The following is a 20,615-nucleotide window of genomic DNA, read 5'->3' as shown; positions in this document are numbered from 1 at the left end:
CGTCATGCCACCGCGAACCGTCATATCGCCGCAGACCGTCATACCGCGATTCATTCGCGGTATCTCTTAGCATAGATCCCGCTAACACGTAGCGGGATGACGATTGTCAAGGTGTCATCCGAGTAGCTTGACTACTTGGATCCAGAAAACTTAACTTTAAATAAGTGGCTGCATAATAAAGACTAGATTCCAGCGTCACGCGCTGGAATGACATCATAGGGGCTACTCGGATGACGAGAAAGGAGCACTGGGATGACACCTTCCTGCCCAGTTCATGTTAGCTATAAACATTAAGAAATTTACCAAACGAAAAAAAAGGCAAAAGAAGCCCTAGTCATTGTCTATTTTCAGTATTTGGCGTTTTTTAAGTCTTAAACACTGCAATTTAGCTGCTTTTAAATGCAACTCACCTTAGTTTAAATGTTTAAGAAATTTACTAAGCAGAAAAAAAGGCAAAAGAAACCCCGTGTTAGCTAGTTGTCACTCTCTAATCCTGCAAATTGGCGTACTATACTGTCTTAAACGACTTATAAGCGCGTTTCAGCTCATATAGGTAAAAACCCAGAAATGTTGTGAAGACATAAGGTGCACATAGCGCAAAAAATTAAAAATAAGACGCCAACCACGTTGTTTTCTTGCTGTTTAATCTGCACAGATGAAGATAACTGAATACCTTCAGTTTCATGATAAGGGGGCTGGCAGAGTTTGTCAAGTGATTTTTGTCTCTCCATGCTACTTGGGTGACACCAACAGTTGTATTTTATATTATCTTTTTGCTCTACTAGCACTCAAGTTTCCTATTTAAAATTTTTAATATTAAATTCAATTCATTTGGATTATTATACCGTATCATAACTTTACCCTTAGAATTACTGTCATTAATTTTGATCTTTAAACCAAGTTGAGAAGATATAGCACCTTCTAGTGCTGCCATATCTTGATTTTTGGTATATCTCTGCTCTTTTTGGTTGTTACTTTGATGTAAGTCTTTTATCAATTTTTCAGTTTGCCTAACGCTTAAGCCTTGGGAAATTATTTTTTCTGCAATACTTTCCGCATTTTCAACATTAATCAACGCTCTTGCATGGCCCATAGATAGCTTTTTTTCGTTGATCATTGTTTTTACTCCATCAGGAAGTGACAACATCCGAATCATATTGGTTATGTGACTGCGGCTTTTGCCTATAGTTGAAGCTAATTCTTCATGTGTATAGGAAAACTCATCTATCAGTCTCTTATACGCTTCACCTTCTTCTATTGGATTAATATCTTGCCTTTGTATGTTTTCAATAATGGATACTTCCAAGCATTCCTTGTCGCTCAGATCTTTTATGATAACGGGTGCACTATCAAGATTTGCAATCTTGCTTGCTCGCCAACGACGTTCCCCAGCTATTATTTCGTAACCATCATCATTTGAATCTTTGCGTACCACGATAGGCTGTATAATGCCACTTTTCTTTATCGAATTTGCAAGTTCTCTTAATGACTCCTCGTCAAAATGTTTCCTCGGTTGAAATTTGCTTGGGTGCAGTAATGAAATAGGCAAATACTCTTGTCGATCTTCTTTATTATCATAATTATCGCCTATGAGGCCGGCAAGACCTCTGCCGAGGCGTCTATCATCCTTCATACCACGCCCTCACTCACTAGCTTCTTCTCCTTACAACTGCTCGCGTGCTTTTTTAAAATTTCCCTTGCCAAACTTATATATGCTTGTGCACCAGGACACTTAAGATCATACACAATAGCGGGTTTTCCATGAGAAGGCGCTTCTGATAACCGTACGTTACGTGGAATAACAGTCTCATACAATGGGATGATAGTTTTGTATACTTTATCATTTAAATACTGGCAAATATCGTTTTTAATCTGTTCACTGAGTTTGTTGCGCCTGTCATACATTGTTAACACGATCCCTTCTATTGCCAAAAAAGGGTTTAGGTTATTCCTTTTTATCAGTTCTACAGTTTTAACTAAATGGCTTAATCCTTCCAGAGCAAAAAACTCACACTGAAGAGGAACAATAATAGAATTAGCAGCAGTCAAAGCATTTATGGTTAGAAGCCCAAGTGATGGAGGGCAATCGATGATTATATACTCATAATTATCGCGTATCTTCTCTAATGCGCTTTTTAGAAAAAATTTTCCTCGCTCAAGTTGCGATAATTCAATTTCTGCAGCTGACAGATCAACTACTGACGAAATTAGTGATAAATTTGGAATTTCCTTTATATTGAAAATTGCCGATTCTATCAATTTATTTTCTCTGCTCAGTAGTATTTTGTATATATTTTTTTCTTCCCTACTACGATAAGAAATCCCGAGTCCGGTGCTAGCATTTCCTTGAGGATCAAGATCTACCAATAAAGTGCTTTTTCCCACAGCAGCAAAGGCTGTCGATAAATTTATACTAGTTGTGGTTTTGCCAACTCCACCCTTTTGATTTACTATTGCAATAATCTTGCTCACGCCTTTTATCTTATGTATAAAATAATTCTATTGTATATATGCAAGAAACTTTTGCATTAGAAAATTTTTTTGTTGCTAATCACACTAAAATTAGACTGTCTTTTTTGCTTTGTGTAACACACTTTGAACCTTGTTTCCTAATTCATTCAGAGTGAATGGTTTTGGCAAAAAGTGAAAATCTTCTATATTGATGTCATCACTCTTTAAAAAAGCATCTTCTGCATACCCAGAAATAAAAATAACGTTGATATTTGGCCTATGGATCAATGCTTCTTTAACTATTTCTGGACCACTCACCTCTGGCATGATTACATCAGTGATTATTAGATCTATGTGTTGATTTTTTTTACTGATTATTTCTAGCGCCTCGCTGCCTATGCTCGCTTCTATTACATCAAATCCTTTTCTTTTGAGTGCTTTAGAGATGAATTCCCTTACTGAATTTTCATCTTCAATCAATAAAATTATACCATTACCTTTAATTTCACTTACTACCGGTCTTTCTATTTCTTCACTATCTTCCTCTATCAGATTTTCATCTGATATGTAAACCATGGGCAAAAATATGCTAAATTTAGTTCCATGATTTACTTTGCTAGCAACATAGATGTATCCTTCAGTTTGTTTAATAATGCCATATACAGTAGAGAGGCCAAGACCTGTACCAGAGGTAATATCTTTGGTAGAAAAAAATGGGTCAAATGCCTTTTCAATTGTATCACTTGTCATTCCACATCCAGTATCAATTACTTCAATCACAACATAATTTCCATGTTCGATCGTTTCCTTGTCTGGAGAAAACATGTCCTGAGATGTAGAATTTAATGAGTCAATCTTTTGATTAAAGGTTCGTATAGTTAATTCTCCGCCCTTTTCCATAGCAGCACTAGCATTGACTGCTAAGTTAAGTATAACTTGCTCTAATTGCCCTTGATCAGCCCTAACAGCACCCAAGTCTCTACCATAATAAATATTAAACTTTATATTTTCACCTATTAATCTTTTTATCATTTCATAAAGATTAGCTATAGTACTATTTACATCAATAATTTTTGGCTGCAAGGTCTGTCTTCTTGAAAAAGCAAGCAATTGTCTTACTAAATTTGATCCACGCTTTGCATTTTGCTGTATCTGTATTATATCTCCAAAAGATGGATCACCAGCTGAATGTTGGAGTAAAAGCAAATCGCAAAATCCTATTATCCCAGTCAATATATTGTTGAAATCATGCGCAATACCACCTGCTAACTGCCCTATAGCTTGCATCTTTTGATAATGCTCAAGCTTTATCTCTAGGTTTTTGTGTTCAGTATTGTCAATAAAATAACAAAGTATGAAGATCATTTTATTATGAAGAAACTTATTGAAATATATTTTTATGTTATTATCGCCGTTGAGCTGTACATCAAAGGACGCATTATTTATTCTATTACTCGAAAAATATTCACGTATTTTCACATGATAACTATCTAATATCAATGTAAAGATTGAATTATTATCTGACCCTGCAAGCTTTATTAGTGCCGTATTTTTCTTTACAAAGTTGCCGTTTATGTCACATTGTGCAATAGCAATTGATGAATTTGCAAAACAAGGGTGTAATTGATAATCAACAATATTTGATTCGGTTGGTGTTATAAAGCCATATATATAGCTATGGTTGTATTTATCACAAAATATAGCAGTGCTCATATAAGCCTTGAATGGAATACCACTTATAGTAAAAAACAAAATTTCATTATCGGTTGTTGTATTGTTATATTTAGATTGAGATATAAAATCACTGATTGAGCTACCTTTTTCCAGTTTTTTCAGTTCAAATATATCTAAAAATCTTTTATTTACAGATAAAATCACCCCTTTGGCATTTGCAATGTAAGTTCCTATACTGTGTTTTTCTATTAACTCTTCATATATCTGCTCCTTGTTTATCTGTGTTGCTTTTAACACAAAATACCCATCTGGCCTTGCTATTGGCACTAATGATAAATTTAAAATCTTATTACTATTTATAGCAATTTGGGGATTATCTGGTATCGGCTCAAAGAGCAAAAGAAAGTTAGATACTCTATTCTTCTTGTTTAAGGAAATGCATACTTGTACAGAAGAGTTATTTTTTAGTGCATGATAGAGTACTTTTTTGTCTTCTTCTGAAACATCTCCTATTTCAAAAATCTTGCCTAACGTAATGTCATCATCTATATGATCTTTAAACCTTTCGTAGAATCTTGCATCAGCATAAATAATACCCTCATCTCTATGTAAAATAAGGCAAAATTCTGTATTATGATTTAGTGCATTTGCAAATATTGCATTTTGAAATTCTATAGTATTAAGTAGGTGTCTGTAGCGTTTTACATTATATATCATAAAGAGAGTTGTTAGAATGCTCACTAATAAATTAATCTCTATATTAATATGCTGACTATATATATCAAAAAAGTAGAGTATCGATATTGCTACTGGAGGTAAGAGCATAATAACTGCCATCACAACAATTGACATTCCATAATTTCTTAGTATGAAGTCAACCCTGTTCTCTTTCTTGTTATCTATGTATCTTTTATTCATTATTGCTATTTGGCATTGTTGTATATACGAAAATGTTTTATTATATTGATTTAATTATTATAGATTTATTAACGTCTTTGATAGATAATTATCATCCAAATCTAATTAAGTTCCTTAAATATCAGATATAACAATGTTAATAAGCTAGCAAGAGGACATTATGGAAAAACAAAAAACACAAGCATTTAAGTGGTTCTGTGCACTAAGAGATAAGATCATAGAATCTTTCTTATTAATTGAAAAACAATCATCCACAGAGCCAAAGATTGAAAAAAGAAAGTGGGATCGCCCAGGTGGTGGAGGTGGTGAATCTACAATTATTTTTGGCAATGTTTTTGAAAAAGTTGGAGTAAACGTTTCAAAAGTACACGGAAAATTTGCAGATTCAGCCATTAATGAAATTCCTGGTGCAAGTGAAAGTAACGGAGAGTTTTGGGCAAGCGGTACATCTTTAGTGTCTCATATGCAATCGCCCCTTATCCCTGCAGCACATATGAACACAAGGCTGATATATACTTCAAAACAATGGTTTGGTGGAGGGATGGATTTTACGCCAATATATAAAAATGAAGAAGATTGCAAGTATATTCATGAATCAATCAAAATGACATGTGATAGATTTGACACCGGATATTATCCAAAATTTAAAGAGCAATGTGACAACTATTTTTTCTTACAACATAGAAAAGAGCCGCGTGGCATTGGTGGTATTTTCTATGATAATCTGAGTTCTGGCAATTGGAGAAATGATTTTGAGTTCACAAAAGCAGTAGGTGAAGCCTTTTTGGAAATTTATTTGCACATCATACGTAAACATATACAAAAATCTTGGACAAAAGAACAACGAGAAAATCAATTAATAAAACGTGGCAGATATGTAGAATTCAATCTGTTATACGATCGTGGCACAAGGTTTGGTTTAATGACTGACGGCAATCCAGATGCAATTATGATGTCAATGCCACCACTTGTTAAGTGGTTATAGAGAGCTGCTATTAGCAGAAAATAAATCATCATAGTTTAAAGTTGTACCATGATAGTGAGCTTTTATATAGGGGGTATAATCATGGGTATAATAGATAATTTTTTAATTAAATCTGTCAAAAACAATGACATAAAAGGTGTTAAACTGACTCTAAGTCTCTACAATGCACTAAAAGGCTGGCTTTAGTGTAGAAGAAATAAAGCAGAAATATGAGCGTAGAGATTCTGGCTACGATTCTGGCTATGATTCCGATACAAAAGTTGAACAACAATTAGAATTAGGATCTAAAACTCCTAAATCTGAAATAAATTCAGTGAATATTAAATATGGAATAGAGAAAGACGTTTGCGCCATAAAATAATTGACTTTATGTGCATAATCAATATAACTTGAGTTAATTCGCATTGACTCTTTCGTCTAGTGGTTAGGACACCACCCTTTCACGGTGGTAACACGGGTTCAAATCCCGTAAGAGTCACTCAAGTAGAATATAATTAAAGTTTTGAATGGGAAAAATTAGGCTTTATTTTGAAGAAGCTTTATCACAAGGCGTGAGTTTAGCACTTAATCCACAACAAAGTCACTATATTTGCAATGTAATGCGGCTTAAGAAGTATGATAATCTCTCTCTTTTTAATGGAAAGGATGGAGAATGGTTAGGAGAAGTAGTTAATATATCGCGTAAATTAACAAAAGTTACACTCAAAGAATGCACTAAACAACAGCAATATGAGGAAAATTTATACTTATATTGTGCCATGGTAAAAAGTGGTGCTTTAGGCAACATAGTAAGACAGGCAACTGAAATGGGAGTAACCTGCATTCAATTTATTTCAACGGAACGTACAGTAGTAAAAAACATTAACCTAAGTAGAGCAAAATTACAGGCAATCGAAGCTGCGGAACAATCCGGTAGGATGAGTATACCAGAGATTTTGCCTCCTATTAACTTTTGTGAGTTACCTGATTCCCAGAGTAAAAATTTTGTTTTATGTGATGAAACAGGTAAAGCTGATAAAGTGCTGAAAGGTAAGAAAAATGTTGCTATTATTGTTGGCCCTGAAGGTGGTTTTTCATCTTATGAACTTGATCTTGCCGATAAGTTTTGTCAAAAATTGAGTCTAGGAAAAAGAATTTTAAGGGTCGATACTGCTGTGGTTGCTGCACTAACTTTCACCAATTGGTGTAGCTAGATTTTTAAATATGGCTAAGGTTTGGGCCATAGAGAAATCTGATTCAGTGTTGCACGCGCTAACTGTACAAACTCTATAGGCCGCCTGCGAAGCAGTTTGCTACTAAAGAGGAGCTAATAAAAAACATATTCTAAAATAATATTAAATCTTATATTATATTTTTTCTAAAATAAACAAATGAATCTTGCATTTTGCCTGAGTTATTGATACTCTGAGTAAAGAAGTCGGGGCGTAGCGCAGCCTGGTAGCGCATTTGGTTTGGGACCAAAGGGTCGGGAGTTCAAATCTCTCCGCCCCGATGCTAGCAGAAGTTTTAACGCTTTTAATAGTTAGAGCTTTTAAAGGCATTTCGTTCATATTGCAGTTTAACGCTCAAGTTTATAAAATAATTGACAATGTTAATTTTCTAATTTATAAATAAATTTTGAAATGATTACCGAAGGAGGTATAGAGTTTGATTGAAGTATCAGTCCATTATGGTGATGTAGACAGAGCTCTTCCAGTATTGAAAAAAACAATTCAAAAGGAAGGAAGAGGGTTGAAAATGAAAAAACAATATCATGAAAAAAAATCAGAAAAAAGAGCTAAAAAGAAAGCTGAAGCGAGAAAAAAGAGGCACCAGCAAGAATGCAGAAGGCAGCGTTACGGTTGGTAATTTTTTAATAGTTTATCATTGGTTGTTTTATGAATATTCACGAATATCAAGCAAAAGAGATTTTGCATAAATTTAATGTCTCGGTGCCAAAAGGTTTTGTCACTATATCTGCAGAAGGAGTAAAGACTCAAGTAAGTCAATTAAAATCTGACGTGTTTGTGGTTAAAGCTCAAATTCATGCAGGTGGTAGGGGTAAAGCCGGTGGCGTAAAGCTAGCAAAGTCAGCTGAAGAAGCTCAACAGTTTGTAAAAGACATGATTGGTATGACTTTAGTTACTCATCAAACAGGGCCAAGCGGGCAGCAAGTAAGAAGAGTATATATTGAAGAAGGCTCAAGCATTAAGAAAGAGTATTACTTAAGCCTGGTAATTGACCCGAAGCTCAGTAGGCCAATATTCATATTTTCCTCAGAAGGTGGAATGGACATCGAAGAAGTGGCGAAAAATTCTCCCGCAAAAATTGTGAAATTTGATATTGATCTTGCTACAAGTTTTGATAGCAGCAAGTTAAGCAGCAGTTTTAATTTGAGTTCAGAACAAATAGAAAAAATAACAAATGTTGCAAAAAATATATATGATGCGTTTATTGCAACTGATGCGAGCCAAATTGAAATTAATCCACTGGTTGAAACAAGTTCTGGAGATTTTATTGCGCTCGATGCGAAAATTAATTTTGATGACAATGCTTTATATCGTCACCCAGAAATTATGGAACTTCGTGATTATGATGAAGAAGTGAAAGAAGAGATAGAGGCTTCAAAGTATGGGCTCAGTTACATCAAAATGGATGGCAGTATTGGTTGCATGGTAAATGGTGCAGGTCTTGCTATGGCAACAATGGATATAATAAAATACTACGGAGCAGAGCCTGCTAACTTTTTGGATGTTGGTGGTGGAGCGAGTAAAGAAACTGTAACTGAAGCATTTAAAATCATATTGTCTGATAGCAACGTAAGAGGAATTTTGGTTAACATATTTGGTGGTATAATGCGTTGCGATATTATCGCAAGTGGAATTGTTGCGGCTGTAAAAGAAATGAGCATTAAAGTTCCTCTAGTGGTTAGATTATCAGGCACTAATTTCGAAGAAGGAAAAAGAATTTTAGAAGAGTCAGGATTAAATATTATTGCTGCAGATGAACTGGGCGATGCTGCGCAGAAAATAGTACAAGAGGTGAAATAGAGTATGTCCGTTTTAGTAAACAAAGATACAAGGTTAATATGCCAGGGTTTTACTGGTGCGCAAGGTACATTTCATTCAGAGCAAGCAGTTAGCTACGGAACAAAAATGGTTGGTGGTGTAACTCCTGGCAAGGGTGGTAGCACTCACCTTAACTTACCAGTTTTTAATACTGTAGCAGAAGCCAAAGAAAAAACTGATGCGAATGCCACGGTAATATATGTACCTGCTAAGTTTGCAGCTAATGCAATACTTGAAGCAATAGATGCAGAGATAGAGCTAATAGTTTGCATTACAGAGGGCATTCCTATACTTGACATGGTAAAGGTGAAGCATGCTCTTGCTCGTTCAAAAAGTCGATTGATTGGTCCTAACTGCCCGGGAATTATTACGCCCGAAGAGTGCAAAATAGGGATTATGCCTGGCCATATCCATAAGCGTGGACATATAGGGATTATGTCTCGTTCTGGAACTTTAACTTACGAGGCAGTAGCACAAACGACCGCTGTTGGTCTTGGTCAATCCACGTGTATCGGAATTGGGGGGGATCCAGTTCATGGTATGACATTTGTCGACTGTATGGAGTTCTTTTTAAAAGATGACGATACTCATGGTATTGTAGTTATTGGTGAAATAGGTGGAAACGAAGAAGAAGATGTATCACATTTTGTGAAAACAGAAAAAACTAAAAAGCCAATCGTTGGTTTTGTAGCAGGTCAAACAGCACCTCCAGGAAGACGTATGGGACACGCTGGAGCAATCATCTCTTCCAGTGGTGGAAGTGCTGGTGCAAAACTAGAAGTTATGCGGAGCGCCGGGATTGCAATTGCTGAAACCCCTGCAGTGATTGGTAAGAAGGTATTGGAAGTAATGCATTAGTGCCTAATCTAAAACGCAGCTGTACGAACGTTGTGATTTGAGGAGCAGTTTCTGCTAGAAAGGGTGTCACTCAAGTAGCTGACACTGGTTCACTCTATAATGGTGTCATCCGAGTAGCTTGACTACTTGGATCCAGGAAAGTTTGCTTGTAAGCAAGCAAACTGATTTGGTGAGTATAAAAGTATAGCTAACGCTGACTCTACGTCATACCGCGATTCATTCGCGGTATCTCATCCGCTAACACGTAGCGGGATACTTGACCTTTACAGGGATGACGGTTGTCGGTAGGCCTAAATTACTTTAGTCATAAATATTAAGAAATTTACCAAACAAAAAAAAGGCAAAAGAAGCCCCATGGTTGGCTAGTTATTTATATGTACTTCAAAATATTGGCGTTTTTTATTCTAAACGCTGCAATTTAGCTGCTTTTAAATGCGACTAACCTAAATTATAAACGTTAAGAAATTTACTGAGCGGAAAAAAAGGCAAAGAAACCCTAGGGTAGCTAGTATTCAAATTCTCCCTTGTCTATTTGACGTCTTTTACTGTCTTAAACGCTTTATAAGCGCGTTTCAGCTTATATAGGTAGAAACCTAGAAGTTTTATAAAGACATGAGGTGCACATAGTGCAAAAATTAAGCATGATTTACGCCAAATACATTAAGTTTTTTGTCATTAATCCACTGCAGAGATTGCGAAGATAAATAAATAGCTTCAGTGTTATGATAAGGGGGCTGGCGGAGTTTGTAAAGTAATTTTTTGTAGCTCTCATGGTTTTTGGATTCTAACTAACGTCACGCGCTGGAATAACACCCTTGGTGGTAACAACTAAAGAAAAATATCAACTAGGTTTATAATCTATCACTACCGTGTTTGCAATTTTGTCATGAAAAGCTTGTTTATGTTTATCATCTACTGCACATACTAAAACTAGGATTAGTATAGCTAAAAGTAAAATAGGATTATAAAGCGATATACAGTAAATTATGAAAAAAGCGATGGTTCTTTTTATTGCTTGTATTAGAGTGATCTGCTCAAGTGTATCTTTGTCTCTTACACGCATGCTAAATAACAAGTGCCCTAGAGTGCCGCCAAATTTTACTAGCATGAATATATGAAATATACATGGTATCATTAAAAATAAAGAAAATACAATCGTGGTGATTACAATTATTGCACCCATGATCCCTTGTATTACGTGTGTAAGTGAGAAACCTACCGCCATTAAAGCAAATGGTATTGCGATAAATAAAATACAATCAACTATAAATGCTAGAATACGCCTTGTCATTTTTGAGTAGTTTACGTTTTTATCCATACACTGCCTATAAAGAAAAATATCAACTAGGTTTATAGTCTATTACCACTGTTTTTGCAATTTTATCATAAAAGGTCTGTTTACGTTGGTCAAATATTGCAAACATTAAAACTAAAGTTAGTATAATAAAAAGGCATCCAGAAACATAGCCAGGCAGAAGATAAGACAGAAAATTATAAATAACCCAAATGCCTTCCCTAAAAATGTATCTTATTGTTGCTTGCATTAGAGTAACGTTTTTAAATGTATTTGCATCTTTTATACGTACGCCGCACAGTAGTCTTCCTGGAGTGCAACCGTACTTCGTTATTGTTAATATATTAAATACTATATATGTTATAAGCAGTGTTGCCATAAGGATTATCCTATGGGTAGATATATCATCTACATCGTAATTTAGAAAAAGGAGTGAAACAAGTGCTATTATCATCCATAAAACACCGTCGATCGCACATGCTGAAACTCGCCTCAGAATCCCTGCATAACTTACTTTAGTATCCATACTCTGCCCATGTTCTACTGTGACATAACTAGTATAAAAATATGTTATTAAATAACCGTAAATATACTAATTTGGATAATACTAGCTACTTGTGCCACTCTGTTATTTGAATTAATATTAAATCATTTATAACTAGGAAAGTTATGTCAACACCAATCACAGTTGCATATGGTGATGGTATCGGACCAGAAATCATGGAAGCGGTGCTGTCGATATTGCGCAAAGCGGAAGCAAAAATCTCAATAGATATTATTGAAATAGGTGAGCGTGTTTATAGTAAGGAATGGTCTCACGGAATTTCTCCAAGTGGTTGGGAATCAATTGAAAGGACAAAAATATTATTAAAATCTCCAACAACAACTCCTCAAGGTAAAGGCCACAAGAGCTTAAATGTTGCACTCAGAAAAAATCTAGGGTTGTATGCAAATATCAGACCATGCGTTTCATATCATCCTGTTATAGAAAATAAATTCGATAAGTTTGATATCGTAGTGATACGCGAAAATGAAGAGGACGTTTACACCGGAATAGAGCATAGGCTCACTGGTGATTCTTACCAATGCACTAAAATTATTACTAGATCTGGCTCAGAGAAGATATGCAGGTATGCTTTTGAATACGCGAAAAAACACAACAGAAAAAAAGTAACTTGCCTGACTAAAGACAACATAATGAAAATGACTGACGGAACTTTCCATGCAGCGTTTGATCGCATTGCAAAGGAATACCAGGACATAAAGGCAGAACATTATATAGTTGATATTGGAATGGCACGTGTTGCCACAGAACCGGAGAATTTCGATGTTATAGTAACTGAAAATCTATATGGCGACATATTATCAGACATAGTGGCACAAACCTCTGGATCTGTGGGACTCGCTGGAAGTAGCAATATAGGTAATGAATATGCGATGTTTGAAGCGGTTCATGGTTCTGCTCCTGATATTGCAGGAAAAAACATAGCTAATCCTTCTGGTCTTTTAAATGCTGCAGTGCATATGCTAATTTACATAGGTCAAGTGGGTACTGCAAAACTAATCTACGATGCATGGCTGAAGACTTTAGAGGATGGAATACACACTGCCGATTTGTATAAGGAGAAAAGAAGTAAACAGAAAGTTGGTACAAAAGAATTTGCAGAAGCTGTTATAGATAATCTAGGAAAGAAACCTGCAACATTACCTGAGCTTATAATTAGCAGTGGTTCAGATAGTAAAATAAATAAAGTACAAGACAATTACGAACAAGATTACAAAGTTAAAAAGCTAGTGGGTAGTGATATAACGCTTGCTTGGGACAAATCCAGCAATTTTGATCAAATAGTAGGATTAAATAATCTGCAAATGATAGCAATATACTCAAAAGGACTGGCAATTTGGCCAAGAAGCTCAAAATCTTCAAGCGATCAAATAACCTGTAGGTTTATCGCAAATAATGAAAAGAAAACTATTACAAATATTGATGTGAATAACTTGCTAATCAAACTCGAAGAAAATAGCTTTGACGTGGTGAGAATGGATAAGTTGTATTTATATGATGGGAAAGAGGGGTTCTTTTCTTAATTCTTTAAAAGAGGTGTGGTAAATGAAATGGATTCAAAAAAAGTAGAATTGATATTTGAAAAGTTTCAACAATCAAATCCTATACCGAAAATAGAGCTAAATTATACCAATCATTTTACGTTATTAGTTGCAATAGTTCTATCAGCGCGGACAACCGATGTCAGTGTTAATAAAATTACAAAGGAGCTATTTAGTATCGCTGATACGCCAGAAAAAATGCTGAGCTTTGGACAAAATGAGCTGAAAAAATGCATAAGCAGTATTGGTTTATATAATTCCAAAGCAAAAAACATAATCGGGCTCAGCAAAATATTGATTGAGCAGTACAATAGCAAAGTGCCTACTGATTTCGATGATTTGGTATCTTTACCAGGGGTTGGGAGAAAGAGCGCTAATGTGTTCTTAAATTCAGGACTTGGTATTCCAACATTGGCAGTTGATACTCATGTTTTTAGAGTAAGCAATAGACTTGGACTTGTGAGAGAAAAAGATGTGTTTAAAACAGAGCAATCTCTTTTAAATGTAGTTCCAAAAGAATACCTGCTTTATGCTCATCACTGGCTAGTTTTGCATGGTAGATATGTTTGCAAAGCGCAAAAGCCTTCGTGTGAAACGTGTATAATTCATGATTTGTGTGAGTTTGAATGCAAAAGGTATAAAGTCTAGCACACTATGATCCCTTTCTTGTCACTCCGATATTCCTTCCTTTTATCATCCGAGTAGCTGACGCTGGGATCCAGGTTGCTCATAAGCAAACTATAGTATTTTCAAAAGCGAATGATAAAGGTATAATATGTTTTTTTAAAGTAGGGAAAGCGATGGTATATAGTGTAGATTTAAGGGAAAAAGCAGTGTCTTTGGTAGAAAAAGGAAAGTCAAAGGTTGAAGTTGCAGAGGTTTTTGAGATAGAAACTATATAGATGGCTAAAAAAGAAAGCTACTGGCCAAGGTCTCAAAGCGGTAAAAAGTACTGGTTTTATTCGGAAAATAGACCCAAAAATACTTGTAGACTATGTTAAAAAACACCCAGATCACACACTAGCAGAAATGAAACAAAACCTTGGCTTTGGAATAAGTGCAATTTGGTATAGGTTAAAACAGCTAAAAATAACCTTAAAAAAAGTCACATTCTATCAAGAGCGCAATCAAGAAGATAGGCAGCAATTTATCGATAAAGTCTCAAAAATAGACCACTGTAGCATTTTATATATAGATGAAGCAGGAGTTGATAATAGACTATACCGAGAATATGCATGAGCTCCAAGAGGAGAAAAAATATATGCTGATGTTCCAGGAAAAAAGTGGGAAAGAGTGAGTATAATAGGTGGATGGATTGAAAAGAAGTTTATTACACCAATGACCTTCACAGGAGGGTGTAATAAAGATGTATTTAATGTATGGTTAGAGCGAACCACAATTGCAGGGAGTGTTAAATAAACTGTGTCAAACCGAAAAAAAAGTAATAAATTGATATAAAAAAATGGAGGTTTGACAATGAGTCAGAAAGTAGTAAACAGAACTACCGGTTTGGTAGATTATAAAGAATTAGAAACAAATATCCTGTCGTCTATACGAGAAGGAAGACCGTTGACAGGAAGAGATGGAGCATTAACACCGTTTATAAAAAAGTTGCTGGAGGTAAGCCTGGAAGGTGAAATAGAAAACCACTTGTCGGCTGAAAGCGAAGAGAATAATCGAAGAAATGGGAGGAATGCAAAGACTTTACGTACAAGCGCAGGGTCATTTGAGCTTTTGACGCCAAGAGATAGGGAAGGAAGTTTCGAACCACAAATAGTCAAAAAAAGGCAAACAAACTTACATCCAGAGCTTGAAACGAAGATTTTGAGCACATTTGCCAGTGGTATGGGCTATAGAGATATAGTGTCACATGTTGAGGAAATTTATGATCACAAAATATCGGTGGCAGAGATATCAAGTATTACTGACAAATTGCTACCAGTAATCAACGAATGGCGTAGTCGCCCGCTGCAGTCTGTATATCCGATAGTTTTCATGGTTTTTTAAAGTCAAAGAGGACGGGCATTGCGTAAGTAAATGCATGTATAACATATTAGGCATAGATCAAAATGGCAAAAAAGAAGTATTAGGTTTTTATTTGGCTGAAAGTGAAGGAGCTAACTTCTGGTTGGGAGTGCTAAATGACCTCAAAGAAAGAGGAGTAGAAGATATCCTTATTGCCTGCGTTGATGGGCTGAAAAGCTTTCCTGCAGCTATAAACAGTGTCTTTCCTAATGCGGAAGTGCAGATGTGTATAGTGCATCAGATACGCAACTCACTGAAGTATGTGGCCAGTAAAGATGCGAAGAGTTTTTTGAGCGATTTAAAGAAGGTATATCAAGCTTCAAGCAAGGAAATTGCCGAGAATTATCTGTTGGAATTAGATGAAAAATGGGGCACAAAGTACCCTATGGTTATAAAATCTTGGCAGAATAATTGGGAAAACTTGTCTGGTTATTTTAAGTATTCTGGTCCAGTTAGGAGGATAATCTACACCACCAATCCCATAGAGGGGCTACATAGGCAAATTAGGAAATTCACTAAGACCAAAGGCTCATTTACCAGCATAAATGCCTTGTATAAGCAGGTATATTGTGCTATAAAGAAGGCAGAGGAAAAGTGGACGATGCCTGTACATGATTGGGCATTAACTATCTCTCAACTTGATGTTTTCTTTCCTGGCAGATTGAAAATTGAGTTGAACTAAAAATGCGGTTTGACACAGTTTATTTAACACTCCCTGCTTAAAGCTTAGTGTATTCTGTTATATTGATTTGGCTGCTTTACAATTGAAGCAATGTGCTGTGAACTACACGCTTCTTTTATATTGCTTCTAGGAGGAGATGATGATGCTTGACCTTGAGGTGTAGTGCTGCTTGCAGGATTCAAGTTTTTATTTTTCTTTTGCTGATGATAGTTCCATGCTTCTTGAACGGTTTGATGTGTAGGTTCTCCATCATTATAGTTTCCTCTCACAGAGTTTGAGTTTATGTCTTTCTTTTGCGGAGGATAATTCGATGCCTCTTCACGAGTCTGGAATATAGGCTCTCCATCATTATAGTTTGAGTTTATATTTTCCTTTTGCAAACCAGCGTTCAATAATTTCGATATCTCTCGCCCTAGCTGATCACCTTTATAATTATTGTTAAGATCTTTGATTTTCTCTTTTTTCTCGATTATTTGAGCTAAGGACTCGACAATAATATCTTTGTTTATTCTTGAAGCATCTATTGGCTTACTTCCTTTGACAGTAATTTCACTACTTCCTTGCTTACTACTTACATTATAGCCCTGCCCTTCAATTTTTGTTGCCACTTCTCTTCTAAATAAATTGCAAATAGCATTTATTACCTCTTGAATACAATCTTTAAAAAAAGCTTTGATTGCTTTAAATTCCTGTGCTAAGGAGATAGTCTCAGTGTATACTTGTTTTTTATTCTCACCATCAGTAACCATACCATCACTTGATTTCCTTTTTTGAGGAAGTGATGGTGATGCACTCTTATGTATAGGCTTTGCTTGCACTTTTAATGCACTCTTAATATCTTCAAAATTTTGGTATATACTTTCCTCTGGCACTATTTTTGATGCCTTAAATCCCTCTATTACTTGATCCGAAGCATCTTTTATTATCTCCTGAACCTTTTGAATATCTATTTGCTTACTCCCTTTGACAACAATTTCTTTTCTGTCCTTATTGCTCACACCATAGCCTTGCTCTTTGAGTGCCCTTATCGCCTCCTCTTTAAACAAGTCTTGAACACTATGTACTTCTTTCCTTAATTTATAACCATTTTTAATAAGAACAGACTTAATTGTCTCCATTTCTTTCTCTAAGGAAACAGTGCTTTTATTAATCTTAGCATATAGCGATTCTTGTTCCCTTGAGTTTTCATAATTTGGTTCTTGTATCAAACTGGTATTGATAAACTTTTGTACCTTTCCTAGATAACCAACATTTTTATCCTCTTTAGGTACTCGCACACCTTCAAATTTGATTTTTTGTATCTCTTCAATACTCAGCCCATTTTTTTCAAGCCATTCCTCTCTTTTACTCATTGATGCAACAAACTCATTAATCTTTTGAATATTTTTTACATCATCATCAACTAGCATGACAGTTTTTGGCAACTCACCATGTTTATCCTTATACTCCACAATTGCCTTACAGATGTGTAAATTTTTTCCAACTTGATTTTTTTGTTCTTTGAGACCTTTTGGAAGCTCATTATCATAATCTCCTGGAAACCCACCAAATACAGAAATACCGCCTGCTTGTTCTTTAGATAAACCCAAATGATTCTCTACAACCCTTCTCACAGCGTCTGAATATCCTGTATACGATGCGATATTAACTTTCACTCCATTTGAAAGTGCAGATTGCAACACAGATTTTAATGTCTCCTTATTTTTTACTCCGCCTGTATTCTTTAGAAAATTTCCTATATCAGTATCGTTCACTGCATATTCTGCACCAGAATTGAAATCACTTTTTTTGAACCCGGAGTGTTTACCGGAGAAAAATATTATGCATGTGTCCATTAGTAATAGTGTTATCAAAATCAAATATTAATAGGGTATTATTTCCTTTAGCCATATCTTCACCTCTAATCCTTACAAATCATATGGGTAGAGACTAACATTAATAGATTAATTATTTATTATAACCTTTCTAATTAATAGTGTGATAAATAAAGTAAATATAACAAGAAGTAAAAATCAACGGCATAAAGAAAAGACTTAAAGAGAGGCCAAATCAAAGTGCAATGGTATTTCACTAATCCAATTATTTTTCTCTTGATCTAGCCTATCATCCAATATTGCCTGCCTTATAGATGCCATTAACTTATTCATGAAGAAAACGTTATGAATGGTAACGAGTGTGTAAGCCAGGAGCTCTTTAGCTTTCAGTAAATGGTGTATATAAGCTCTTGAATGCTTTCTGCAGGTAAAACATAAGCAGTCACTTTCAATTGGGTTATTGTCCAGCTCGAATTGTTGATTTCGCAAATTAATATGCTCTTTGCACTTTGAAGAAATAGAATCTCTATTTTTTACTTTAATAAGCGCACCACCATGCCTTGCTAAACGGGTTGGATGCACGCAATCAAACGTATCAATTCCAAGACTAACTCCGCGAAAGATGTCCACAATTCCACCAATACCAAGCAAATGAGTAGGCCTATCTTTTTTCAGATGGTCCATAGTGAAAGAAACTACATCGTACATCTGCTCTTTACTTTGACCAAGTGATCCACCTATTGCTTGACCAAAAAATGGCAAATCGTTAATAAAATTACAACTTTCTCTACGTAAATCTTGATATACTCCGCCTTGACTAATTCCATACAGTGCCTGCTTGCCATTATTGTTTTTTTCAAATTCATTTAAAGAACGTTCAGCCCATTTGTGGCTCATGAGCATTGATTTTGCTGTGTATTCTTTGCTTATGTGAAATGGAGTACATTCATCTAAGACTAAATCTGCACCTAGTTTCTGTTGAATTTGTATAGACTTTTCAGGAGTCAAGCAATAAGTTTTACCATTAATGTAAGAACGAAAAATTGCCCCATCCTCATTAATTTTGATCAGAGTTTTTTGTTTTTTTCTTATTCCTTTTATCTCTTCCGAAACTGATCCGTGCCCTAAGCTAAATATCTGGTATCCACCAGAATCAGTGAGCATTGGTCCACTCCATCCCATCATCTTGTGCAAACCACCAAGTTTTGCTACGGTATCTTCCCCTGGTTGGAGCATTAGGTGATAGGTGTTGGAAAGTATTATCTGAGTACCTGCTTCACTAATTCTCTCGATATCTGCAGCTTTAATTGCAGCTTTTGTTGCACAGAATATAAAAGCTGGTGTTTCTACGCTTCCATTTGGAGTTTTAATTGTTCCAACTTTTGCAGAACCTGATTGCTTGATTATCTTGAATGCAAATTCTTCTTTCATCTATTTGCCTGAAAGTTCTGTTATGATGTTTTCTACTTTCTCAGGAGTAAGATTTTCATAGAAGTCATTATTGATCTGCACAACGGGAGCATTAACGCATGCACCTAGGCATTCAACTTCTTTTAAAGTGAACAAATTATCTTTAGTAGTCTCACCGATATTGATTCCAAGTTTTTTTTTAAAGGTATTTAAAACTTCTTCACTATTGCACAACCAGCAAGGAGTTGTTCTACAAATTTGTATTAGATATTTGCCTACTGGTTTTAAATTATACATGGTGTAAAAATTTGCCACTTCATATACACGAATATGTGGAATATGCAGCATATCAGCAACATAACGCATAGCAGATTCAGAAACCCATCCGCATTGCTCTTGAACCAGGTATAGTAAAGGCATGACAGCACTACCTTCTCTACCTTTGGGATACATCTCTATAAACTTTTCCGCTTTCTTAAGGTTTTCTGATGTAAAACTAAACTGCTCTTTTTTTTCTATCATTCATGAGACTCGTGTAAACTTTACAGATTATACCTGTAGAACCAATGATTGCAATTGTTGGTTTTTTGAGAAATAGCATTTTGCAGTATCATACTACCCATACTGCCCAACTTGTAAATTCTTTTGGCTTGGCCATAGGATCCAGTTAAAAAATCTGATCATGCGCTAACTTCAATTGTTTCATAAGCTTGTTTTAGTAAATCTCAATTATTTTAGCTACAGCTAACTACTTTAAAAAAATGCTTAAGAAATTATAGTATATTATTTATAAATACACTATCCTTGACATTTATTATAAATGTTGTGTATGATAAACTATATTTATTAATATGAGGTTAAACTATGAGTAAACAATTAAATTTATGGATAAAAGAAACTGGTGAAGAGAAATTTAAAAATTTTCTCACATCACTAGATAAAGAAAATCTTCAAAAGCATGCCACAACTATTTACAGAAATTACGAACAAAGTTACAATGAAAAGTATTTCATGTACAACAAAATTGGTTCTGGTGCAGTAGTAATAGGATCTTGTGCTCTCATTCTGCTATCTCGATATTTCGATCTAAGAGAAAAAGTGCAAAAACCACTTGAATACATGGCACTTGCAGCAATTGTTATCTTTGGAGTTGGATTTCTATACTCACTTTATCAAGAACATGAATATAAAGCCTCCAACAAAAAGGGAGAATATGTATCAGATCACGAAAAACATAAGGAGCTTCCTGAGGTTCAAACAATTATAGATGAGCTAAAGGCAGAAGCCCTATTAGGGAGTAAAAAAGAAATTTAGCCAAAACTTAAGATTCCGCTACTTGTTAGCGGAATCT

20 protein-coding genes, 2 tRNA genes and 2 pseudogenes are annotated in these 20,615 nt (G+C 35.3%); 15 read left to right on the top strand and 9 right to left on the bottom strand.

Annotated features, from left to right (window positions below; all coding sequences use genetic code 11):
- Positions 1 to 106: 106 nt before the first annotated feature.
- Positions 107 to 259 carry a hypothetical protein gene (locus ABWU23_RS00520; RefSeq protein WP_264687978.1) on the bottom strand — a complete coding sequence of 51 codons (153 nt, stop codon included), beginning with the start codon at positions 257 to 259 and terminating at the stop codon, positions 107 to 109.
- 396 nt (positions 260 to 655) lie between these two features.
- On the opposite strand from ABWU23_RS00520, the gene ABWU23_RS00515 reads away from it, so the two are divergent.
- Positions 656 to 805 (top strand): hypothetical protein, encoded by a 150-nt coding sequence (locus ABWU23_RS00515; RefSeq protein WP_353270608.1) that lies wholly within the window; start codon positions 656 to 658, stop codon positions 803 to 805.
- Here the strand turns inward: ABWU23_RS00515 and ABWU23_RS00510 are convergent.
- The 3 genes from ABWU23_RS00510 to ABWU23_RS00500 form a co-directional block, all read right to left on the bottom strand.
- Positions 782 to 1,633: a ParB/RepB/Spo0J family partition protein gene (locus tag ABWU23_RS00510; protein ID WP_264731549.1), complete on the bottom strand. Its 852-nt coding sequence runs from the start codon at positions 1,631 to 1,633 to the stop codon at positions 782 to 784. The genes ABWU23_RS00515 and ABWU23_RS00510 overlap by 24 nt on opposite strands.
- The gene (locus ABWU23_RS00505; protein ID WP_353270607.1) at positions 1,630 to 2,472 is read right to left on the bottom strand and encodes a ParA family protein; all 843 of its coding nucleotides are present in this window, start codon (positions 2,470 to 2,472) and stop codon (positions 1,630 to 1,632) included. Before ABWU23_RS00505 ends, ABWU23_RS00510 begins: the two co-directional genes overlap by 4 nt.
- 90 nt (positions 2,473 to 2,562) lie before the next feature.
- On the bottom strand, positions 2,563 to 5,043 hold the full coding sequence (locus ABWU23_RS00500; RefSeq protein ID WP_253309329.1) for a response regulator: 2,481 nt from the start codon (positions 5,041 to 5,043) through the stop codon (positions 2,563 to 2,565).
- A 160-nt stretch (positions 5,044 to 5,203) separates the two neighbouring features.
- On the opposite strand from ABWU23_RS00500, the gene hemF reads away from it, so the two are divergent.
- The 7 genes from hemF (at position 5,204) to sucD (ending at position 9,933) form a co-directional block, all read left to right on the top strand.
- Positions 5,204 to 6,028 (top strand): oxygen-dependent coproporphyrinogen oxidase, encoded by an 825-nt coding sequence (gene hemF / locus ABWU23_RS00495; RefSeq protein ID WP_353270606.1) that lies wholly within the window; start codon positions 5,204 to 5,206, stop codon positions 6,026 to 6,028.
- 406 nt (positions 6,029 to 6,434) lie between these two features.
- Positions 6,435 to 6,506, top strand: a tRNA-Glu gene (locus ABWU23_RS00490).
- Positions 6,507 to 6,534: 28 nt separating this feature from the next.
- Positions 6,535 to 7,221: a 16S rRNA (uracil(1498)-N(3))-methyltransferase gene (locus tag ABWU23_RS00485; RefSeq protein WP_264687982.1), complete on the top strand. Its 687-nt coding sequence runs from the start codon at positions 6,535 to 6,537 to the stop codon at positions 7,219 to 7,221.
- Between the two features lie 225 nt (positions 7,222 to 7,446).
- Positions 7,447 to 7,520 (top strand) — tRNA-Pro (locus ABWU23_RS00480).
- 155 nt (positions 7,521 to 7,675) lie between these two features.
- Positions 7,676 to 7,876, top strand: a complete 201-nt coding sequence (rpsU, locus tag ABWU23_RS00475) for a 30S ribosomal protein S21 (protein WP_064125049.1) — start codon at positions 7,676 to 7,678, stop codon at positions 7,874 to 7,876.
- A gap of 29 nt (positions 7,877 to 7,905) precedes the next feature.
- Positions 7,906 to 9,057, top strand: a complete 1,152-nt coding sequence (gene sucC / locus ABWU23_RS00470; protein ID WP_264687983.1) for an ADP-forming succinate--CoA ligase subunit beta — start codon at positions 7,906 to 7,908, stop codon at positions 9,055 to 9,057.
- Positions 9,058 to 9,060: 3 nt separating this feature from the next.
- Positions 9,061 to 9,933 (top strand): succinate--CoA ligase subunit alpha, encoded by an 873-nt coding sequence (sucD, locus tag ABWU23_RS00465; RefSeq protein ID WP_353270605.1) that lies wholly within the window; start codon positions 9,061 to 9,063, stop codon positions 9,931 to 9,933.
- Between the two features lie 841 nt (positions 9,934 to 10,774).
- On the opposite strand, the gene ABWU23_RS00460 is transcribed toward sucD, so the two are convergent.
- Positions 10,775 to 11,251 carry an RDD family protein gene (locus ABWU23_RS00460; RefSeq protein ID WP_353270604.1) on the bottom strand — a complete coding sequence of 159 codons (477 nt, stop codon included), beginning with the start codon at positions 11,249 to 11,251 and terminating at the stop codon, positions 10,775 to 10,777.
- A gap of 22 nt (positions 11,252 to 11,273) precedes the next feature.
- Positions 11,274 to 11,753 carry an RDD family protein gene (locus ABWU23_RS00455; protein ID WP_264687985.1) on the bottom strand — a complete coding sequence of 160 codons (480 nt, stop codon included), beginning with the start codon at positions 11,751 to 11,753 and terminating at the stop codon, positions 11,274 to 11,276.
- Between the two features lie 143 nt (positions 11,754 to 11,896).
- On the opposite strand from ABWU23_RS00455, the gene icd reads away from it, so the two are divergent.
- The 6 genes and pseudogenes from icd (at position 11,897) to ABWU23_RS00425 (ending at position 16,040) form a co-directional block, all read left to right on the top strand.
- On the top strand, positions 11,897 to 13,315 hold the full coding sequence (gene icd, locus ABWU23_RS00450) for an isocitrate dehydrogenase (protein ID WP_253309322.1): 1,419 nt from the start codon (positions 11,897 to 11,899) through the stop codon (positions 13,313 to 13,315).
- Positions 13,316 to 13,342: 27 nt separating this feature from the next.
- The gene (gene nth, locus ABWU23_RS00445) at positions 13,343 to 13,981 is read left to right on the top strand and encodes an endonuclease III (protein WP_253309321.1); all 639 of its coding nucleotides are present in this window, start codon (positions 13,343 to 13,345) and stop codon (positions 13,979 to 13,981) included.
- 152 nt (positions 13,982 to 14,133) lie between these two features.
- Positions 14,134 to 14,235, top strand: a complete 102-nt coding sequence (locus ABWU23_RS00440; RefSeq protein ID WP_253309320.1) for an IS630 transposase-related protein — start codon at positions 14,134 to 14,136, stop codon at positions 14,233 to 14,235.
- A gap of 52 nt (positions 14,236 to 14,287) precedes the next feature.
- A pseudogene (locus tag ABWU23_RS00435) lies at positions 14,288 to 14,572 on the top strand (IS630 transposase-related protein); the annotation flags it as partial.
- Positions 14,573 to 14,626: 54 nt separating this feature from the next.
- Positions 14,627 to 14,752: a hypothetical protein gene (locus ABWU23_RS00430; RefSeq protein WP_264687987.1), complete on the top strand. Its 126-nt coding sequence runs from the start codon at positions 14,627 to 14,629 to the stop codon at positions 14,750 to 14,752.
- A 57-nt stretch (positions 14,753 to 14,809) separates the two neighbouring features.
- Positions 14,810 to 16,040, top strand: a pseudogene (locus ABWU23_RS00425) (IS256-like element ISWpi15 family transposase).
- A gap of 44 nt (positions 16,041 to 16,084) precedes the next feature.
- On the opposite strand, the gene ABWU23_RS00420 reads toward ABWU23_RS00425, so the two are convergent.
- From ABWU23_RS00420 to nuoE, 3 genes are all read right to left on the bottom strand, one after another.
- Entirely contained in the window at positions 16,085 to 17,794 is a 1,710-nt protein-coding gene (locus tag ABWU23_RS00420; protein WP_353270603.1) for a hypothetical protein, read from the bottom strand.
- Between the two features lie 279 nt (positions 17,795 to 18,073).
- Complete coding sequence (gene tgt / locus ABWU23_RS00415; protein WP_253309318.1) at positions 18,074 to 19,285, bottom strand: tRNA guanosine(34) transglycosylase Tgt; 1,212 nt, start codon at positions 19,283 to 19,285, stop codon at positions 18,074 to 18,076.
- On the bottom strand, positions 19,286 to 19,786 hold the full coding sequence (gene nuoE / locus ABWU23_RS00410) for an NADH-quinone oxidoreductase subunit NuoE (protein ID WP_253309317.1): 501 nt from the start codon (positions 19,784 to 19,786) through the stop codon (positions 19,286 to 19,288).
- Between the two features lie 342 nt (positions 19,787 to 20,128).
- Between nuoE and ABWU23_RS00405 the strand changes: the two genes are divergently transcribed.
- Positions 20,129 to 20,578 (top strand): hypothetical protein, encoded by a 450-nt coding sequence (locus ABWU23_RS00405; RefSeq protein WP_265016635.1) that lies wholly within the window; start codon positions 20,129 to 20,131, stop codon positions 20,576 to 20,578.
- The last annotated feature ends 37 nt before the right edge of the window (positions 20,579 to 20,615 follow it).

The sequence above is a fragment of the Wolbachia endosymbiont (group A) of Hedychridium roseum genome, from assembly GCF_964028325.1.
Taxonomy (GTDB): domain Bacteria; phylum Pseudomonadota; class Alphaproteobacteria; order Rickettsiales; family Anaplasmataceae; genus Wolbachia.
The sequence above is the reverse complement of the archived record's forward strand: the minus strand, read 5'-3'. Positions and strand labels throughout refer to the sequence as shown.